Consider the following 4401-nt stretch of genomic DNA (forward strand, 5'->3'; position numbering starts at 1 on the left):
GGCCCGTGGTCCATGGTTGCCCCATGGCGCCATTCAGCCAGCGGAGAGCAGCAGACGCAGGGCCGCCAGCACCCGGCGGGGGTTTTTGCGGTGCATGGCCATGCCCAGCCAGTAGGCGGCTTCTTCCCGGGCCATGGCCTCAATGCCCCGGGCGCAGTTGTCCATGGCGGTCACGTTGCGCATGGGCGCCAGCAGCTTGAACAACAATCCCATGGTCAAGGCCAATTCCTCCGGGAGCCCATCACGGCGGGATTCCCCCTTGCGGAGCCTGGCCAGGCTCACCTTCCCGGTGTTGAGGCGCCGCAGCACGGCTCCCTCCGCCAACAGGAGCTTATGCCCCCCAAGACCGGCAATCCGGCGGGGCTGCCTGAGTTCCGGGGTGGCGGCGCTGGGCGCCTGCCACACCTCCAGCAGCAGGTCGCTGGGACCCCGCTGGCGGCTGCGCAGTTCATAGGCGGGACGACCCGAGGCGCTGGCGCTGGTCATGGGGTGCTCAACTCCAGGGAAATGGTGGCCGTCTGGGCGCCCAGGCCTACCCTGGTGAGGCGGGAAATCCAGGCCGCGCCGCCATCGTTCCAGGCGAGGGGCGGGTCGTAGGTGAGCTGATATTGGATGTCGAGGGACTTTTCGCCGCCCCGCCGCCATTGCCCCTCAATGAAGCCCCGCAGGATGCTGGCCTCTTCCGGCGCGCCTTTGAAGTCAAAGGTCCACTCCGCTGCGCCGTCGCCGCTGCTCCAGCCCCCTTCCATCATTTCCACCCGCACCGTGGCGCCCGGCTCGGCTTTGAGCAGAGCCAGGGGCACAAAGCCGTCACCGGTGTTCATGCGCCATGCGAGGGAGCAAATCCCCCGGCCGGAACTGCTCACCTGTTGGGCCAACTGGGTGAGGATCGTCTTGATGTTGCCGGTGCGCTCCGGCATCCCCGGAGGTGGCGGCGCCACGCCACCGCCAGGAGTGCCGGCCACCGGATCCAGCCCCAAGCTCGGCTGGGTTGTGGGGGCGTCACCTCCTGTGGGCGGCTCTGCGGGGGCAGCAGGCGGAGATTCGTGCGCAGCGGTGGGCGGTGGCCAGATGCCCAGCGCTTCCGCCTTCTCCATCATGTAGACCTTGGCGTCCTCGCTGATGCTCAGCGTCCCCGGCGGCAGGCCCCGGCCCTCCAGCCGCTCCCCCTCCTTGTAGACAAACACCCCTTCATCCAGCCCCATCCGCAGACACTTCTTGAGCACCTCGTGGCCAATCAGGATGGGCAAGGCGGGGTCCTGGTAGTACTCGTTGCGCAGATCCCGGCTGCTCATCACCCCCCGACGCCGCAACGGGGTCTTATCCGCCATATAGTTGGGCGCGGGCGGTGTGTCATCGGGAAGAATCAGTTCTCCGGCGTCCCGCAGCACCCGCTCCACCTGCTTTTGCCCCACGCCGGGCTCGCTGCTGGCGTTGGTGACGGTAATGACGGCATGGACGAGGGGCGCATCCGCTGGGCCGCGCTCGGGATAGAACACATGGCGGTAGGCCTGCTGCACCGATAGGGCAAAGTCCAGTTGCGCCCGTCCGTGGCGCTCCTTCACCGTCTCCTGCTGGTGGCTCTGCAGGCTGGCGAACAGATCCCCCCGCTGCATCTGCCCCAGGGCCAGGAAGGTGCGGGTCTTGCGCTGCATGTCCTCCACCTGCAGCCCGTCGGCGCAGACAAACACCAGATTGTTGCGATTGCGCCGTATGTTGGCCTTGTCACCCCGCTCCGTGAACAGCCGCGCCACCAAATCCGGCAGTTCCACGTTGTCTTGCGCCACCGTATGGCCGTCCCAGTGGAGCACCGCCAGATAGGGGCCGTCCGTATCGTCGGGAATATCCGCCGGGCTGGTCGGGAAGATCGCCGGCGCAAAACACCGCCCGCCCTTGGCAAAGATGGAGGCAACGTGGCGTTGCAACTCCTGGCGCACCGTCTCCTGGTCAAACTGTCTCTCCCGTTTTCTCACCATCTGGTTGAGGTTGGCTTCGGTGAGGAAGCGCAGCTTGCTGGCGGCGCTGTCGTCCAGGTATTCCGACCCCTCCCGCAGGAGACGCACCGCCTTGTCGATGAAGGCGGGATCCAGACCCGGCGCATAAAGGCTGTAGTTCAACTCCAGCCGCCCGAGGCCCTTGAGGGGCTCGTTGAAGGCCAGGGAGTGGAACAGCACCGTGCGGGCCGTCAGGGAGCCGTAGGGCGCCAGACCCGCAAACTCGCCCCCATCCAGTTGTTGGGCCAGGGCTTTGCCGTCCTCGGCGCTGGTGCGGGCCACATCGGCCCGGATCGCCGGGATGAAGGCCTGGAGCCCCAGCTTGGTGGCGATCTCCAGGCGGATCCGCTCGTTGCCGGGATCAACGTGGCACAGGTGGATGGCGGTGGCGTCACCGGGCCGCTCTTGCCAAAGCTGGGCAACGGTCCGGGCCAGCAGCCGCAACATGCCCCGCACCCGTTGGAAGTTCTCCAAGGTGGAGGTTTTCTGCATCAGGGTCTCGATGAGTTCCGGATGCAGTGGGTAGCCCTTGCGCAATGCCTCGGCCCGATCATCCCTTTGGCCCACAGGCGGCAGAGCCGAACCATGGCGGCTCCAGAGATCCTGGTAGGCCCGCACCACCTCCCCCACCCGACTGCGGTCGATAGAGGCAAACAGGCGGCGGCGCAACACCTGCACCGTTTCTTCTTCACTGGTGGGGGTCAGGGCTGTAACTTGCCGTCCCGTCACGGATTGCAGTTCTGCGAAGATCCGGTCAATCCGTTGGTTCTCGTCTCCATAGGCATCCATGGCCTGGCCCCCACGGCCCAAGGCCAGGGTGAACACCAGCACGGCGTTGGGGAGAGAGTTCACCGCCTTGATCAGATCCGTGAGGAAGGGGGTGAGCTGCCCGGCGGCCAGGCCGGCGGCAGACCCCTTGAGCTTGCGCAGATAGATGGAGAGCTCGTCCATGAGGATGAGCACCGGCCCGTCGCCCATGAGTTCCCGCAGGGTTTCCGCTCCGGGGGGCGCAGCCCCCAGCCGGTCGCTGTTGCGGATGCGTTCATAACCCGTCCGCCCCGCCAGTTGCACGGCCAATTCCCCCCAGGGGGTGGCGGCCAGGATGTCTCCATCCATCCGTCGGCCGTTCATGGGGTCGGCGTTCTCCCCGTCAAAAACCGCCACCGTCACCGGCCGGCTGGGCAGCGTGGCCGGATCGGCAAACTCGGCCAGGTGGGGAATCTGCCGAGGCGCCGTCAGGATGTGGTGGAGGCCGATCAGGGCATGGGTCTTGCCGCCGCCGTAACTGGTATCCAGCCGCAGGATGCTGCCCAACTGGCGATCAGCGCCGGTGAGCCGCCCCACCACCGCCTGGATCAAATCCTTGAGGCCGCGGGTGGGGTGAGTGTTGGCAAAGAAGAGGGCGGGATCCTTGTAGATCTCCGGCGCCGTACCCCTGAGCACCTGACTCAGGTCAGCGGCAAAGTCTTCATCCCGGATCCGTCCCGCAAGCACGTCCTGGCGAGGCTGGCACAGGTGGTAGATGGTGGGGGGACGCATGGGTTCAGCGGTCATCAATGGGTTACGGCAGCACGGCCCCTGCTGCGGGGTGTTTTGGTCTTCAGCCGCGTTTCTTTCGCCACAGTGGCTGGTGGGTCGTCGGTATCACAGATGTTTCCAGTAGACGATCTTGTCTGCGCCGACCTCGTAAAACTCGCGAATACGGGCCTCCTCAGCATAGCCAACGGCATTGTAGAAGGCTCGGGAACGTCTGAATTCAGGTGTTCCCATCGTCTCGACGATGAGAATCCGCTGACCAGCGGATCGAAGGCGATCCTCCAGATACCGCACCATGGACCCGCCAATTCCACGTCCCCGGTAACTAGCGAGGATGCCGATGGCGCGGAGGTTCCAGGTGCCGCTCGTCATGCGCTCCGGTTCACAGAAGCCAAACCCGACCACCCGTCCGTCGGCAATCGAGACAAACCAGATGTCGCGATTGGCTTGCCCAATGTAGCCTGCGATCATGGCATCCAGCATGGCTGGCGGGAAGAGATCGGCGTCCTTGATCACGGACTTGATCGCCGGAATGTCCGACCGCTGAACCGGTCGGATGGCATGTTCCATGGTGGCCTTCGGTCTGAACAATCACGGGGGTGCCTGTCCATGGTTCCACAATGCCCTCAGGAGATTGGCATCAATAGTCGACCTCCTCCCCTTCGACTGCAGATAAATCTTCCTTCTTCAGGTGGGTTCCCGCTTCAGGGTGTTTTGGTCTTCAGCCGCGTTCCTTTTGCCACACTGGCTGGTGATGCCCTCTCCCGAATCACCGGCAACGCCCCCGACACTGACACCAGATGCACAAACAACAATCATGCTGCGGTTACGTGGAGACGGAACGCTGTTGCTCCAGATTATGGATTCCAGC

The 4401-nt window shown here is 64.9% G+C and carries 3 protein-coding genes; all 3 read right to left on the bottom strand.

The window, feature by feature from the left end; genetic code table 11:
* Positions 1–33 precede the first annotated feature (33 nt).
* Positions 34–486, bottom strand: coding sequence for a DUF7680 family protein (locus BG35_RS0106910; protein ID WP_025782261.1), 453 nt, complete (start codon positions 484–486; stop codon positions 34–36).
* Positions 483–3533, bottom strand: a complete 3051-nt coding sequence (locus tag BG35_RS0106915) for an ATP-binding protein (RefSeq protein ID WP_071994810.1) — start codon at positions 3531–3533, stop codon at positions 483–485. The genes BG35_RS0106910 and BG35_RS0106915 overlap by 4 nt, the downstream gene beginning before the upstream one ends.
* Before the next feature lie 105 nt (positions 3534–3638).
* Positions 3639–4100, bottom strand: coding sequence for a GNAT family N-acetyltransferase (locus BG35_RS0106920; RefSeq protein WP_034417654.1), 462 nt, complete (start codon positions 4098–4100; stop codon positions 3639–3641).
* Between the last annotated feature and the right edge of the window lie 301 nt (positions 4101–4401).

This window comes from Candidatus Synechococcus spongiarum SH4 (genome assembly GCF_000586015.1).
Taxonomy (GTDB): domain Bacteria; phylum Cyanobacteriota; class Cyanobacteriia; order PCC-6307; family Cyanobiaceae; genus Synechococcus_B; species Synechococcus_B spongiarum_F.

Coding starts and splice junctions, on each gene's coding strand:
- BG35_RS0106910 (WP_025782261.1), bottom strand. CDS start 486: ATGACCAGCGCCAGCGCCTCGGGTCGTCCCGCCTATGAACTGCGCAGC.
- BG35_RS0106915 (WP_071994810.1), bottom strand. CDS start 3,533: ATGCGTCCCCCCACCATCTACCACCTGTGCCAGCCTCGCCAGGACGTG.
- BG35_RS0106920 (WP_034417654.1), bottom strand. CDS start 4,100: ATGGAACATGCCATCCGACCGGTTCAGCGGTCGGACATTCCGGCGATC.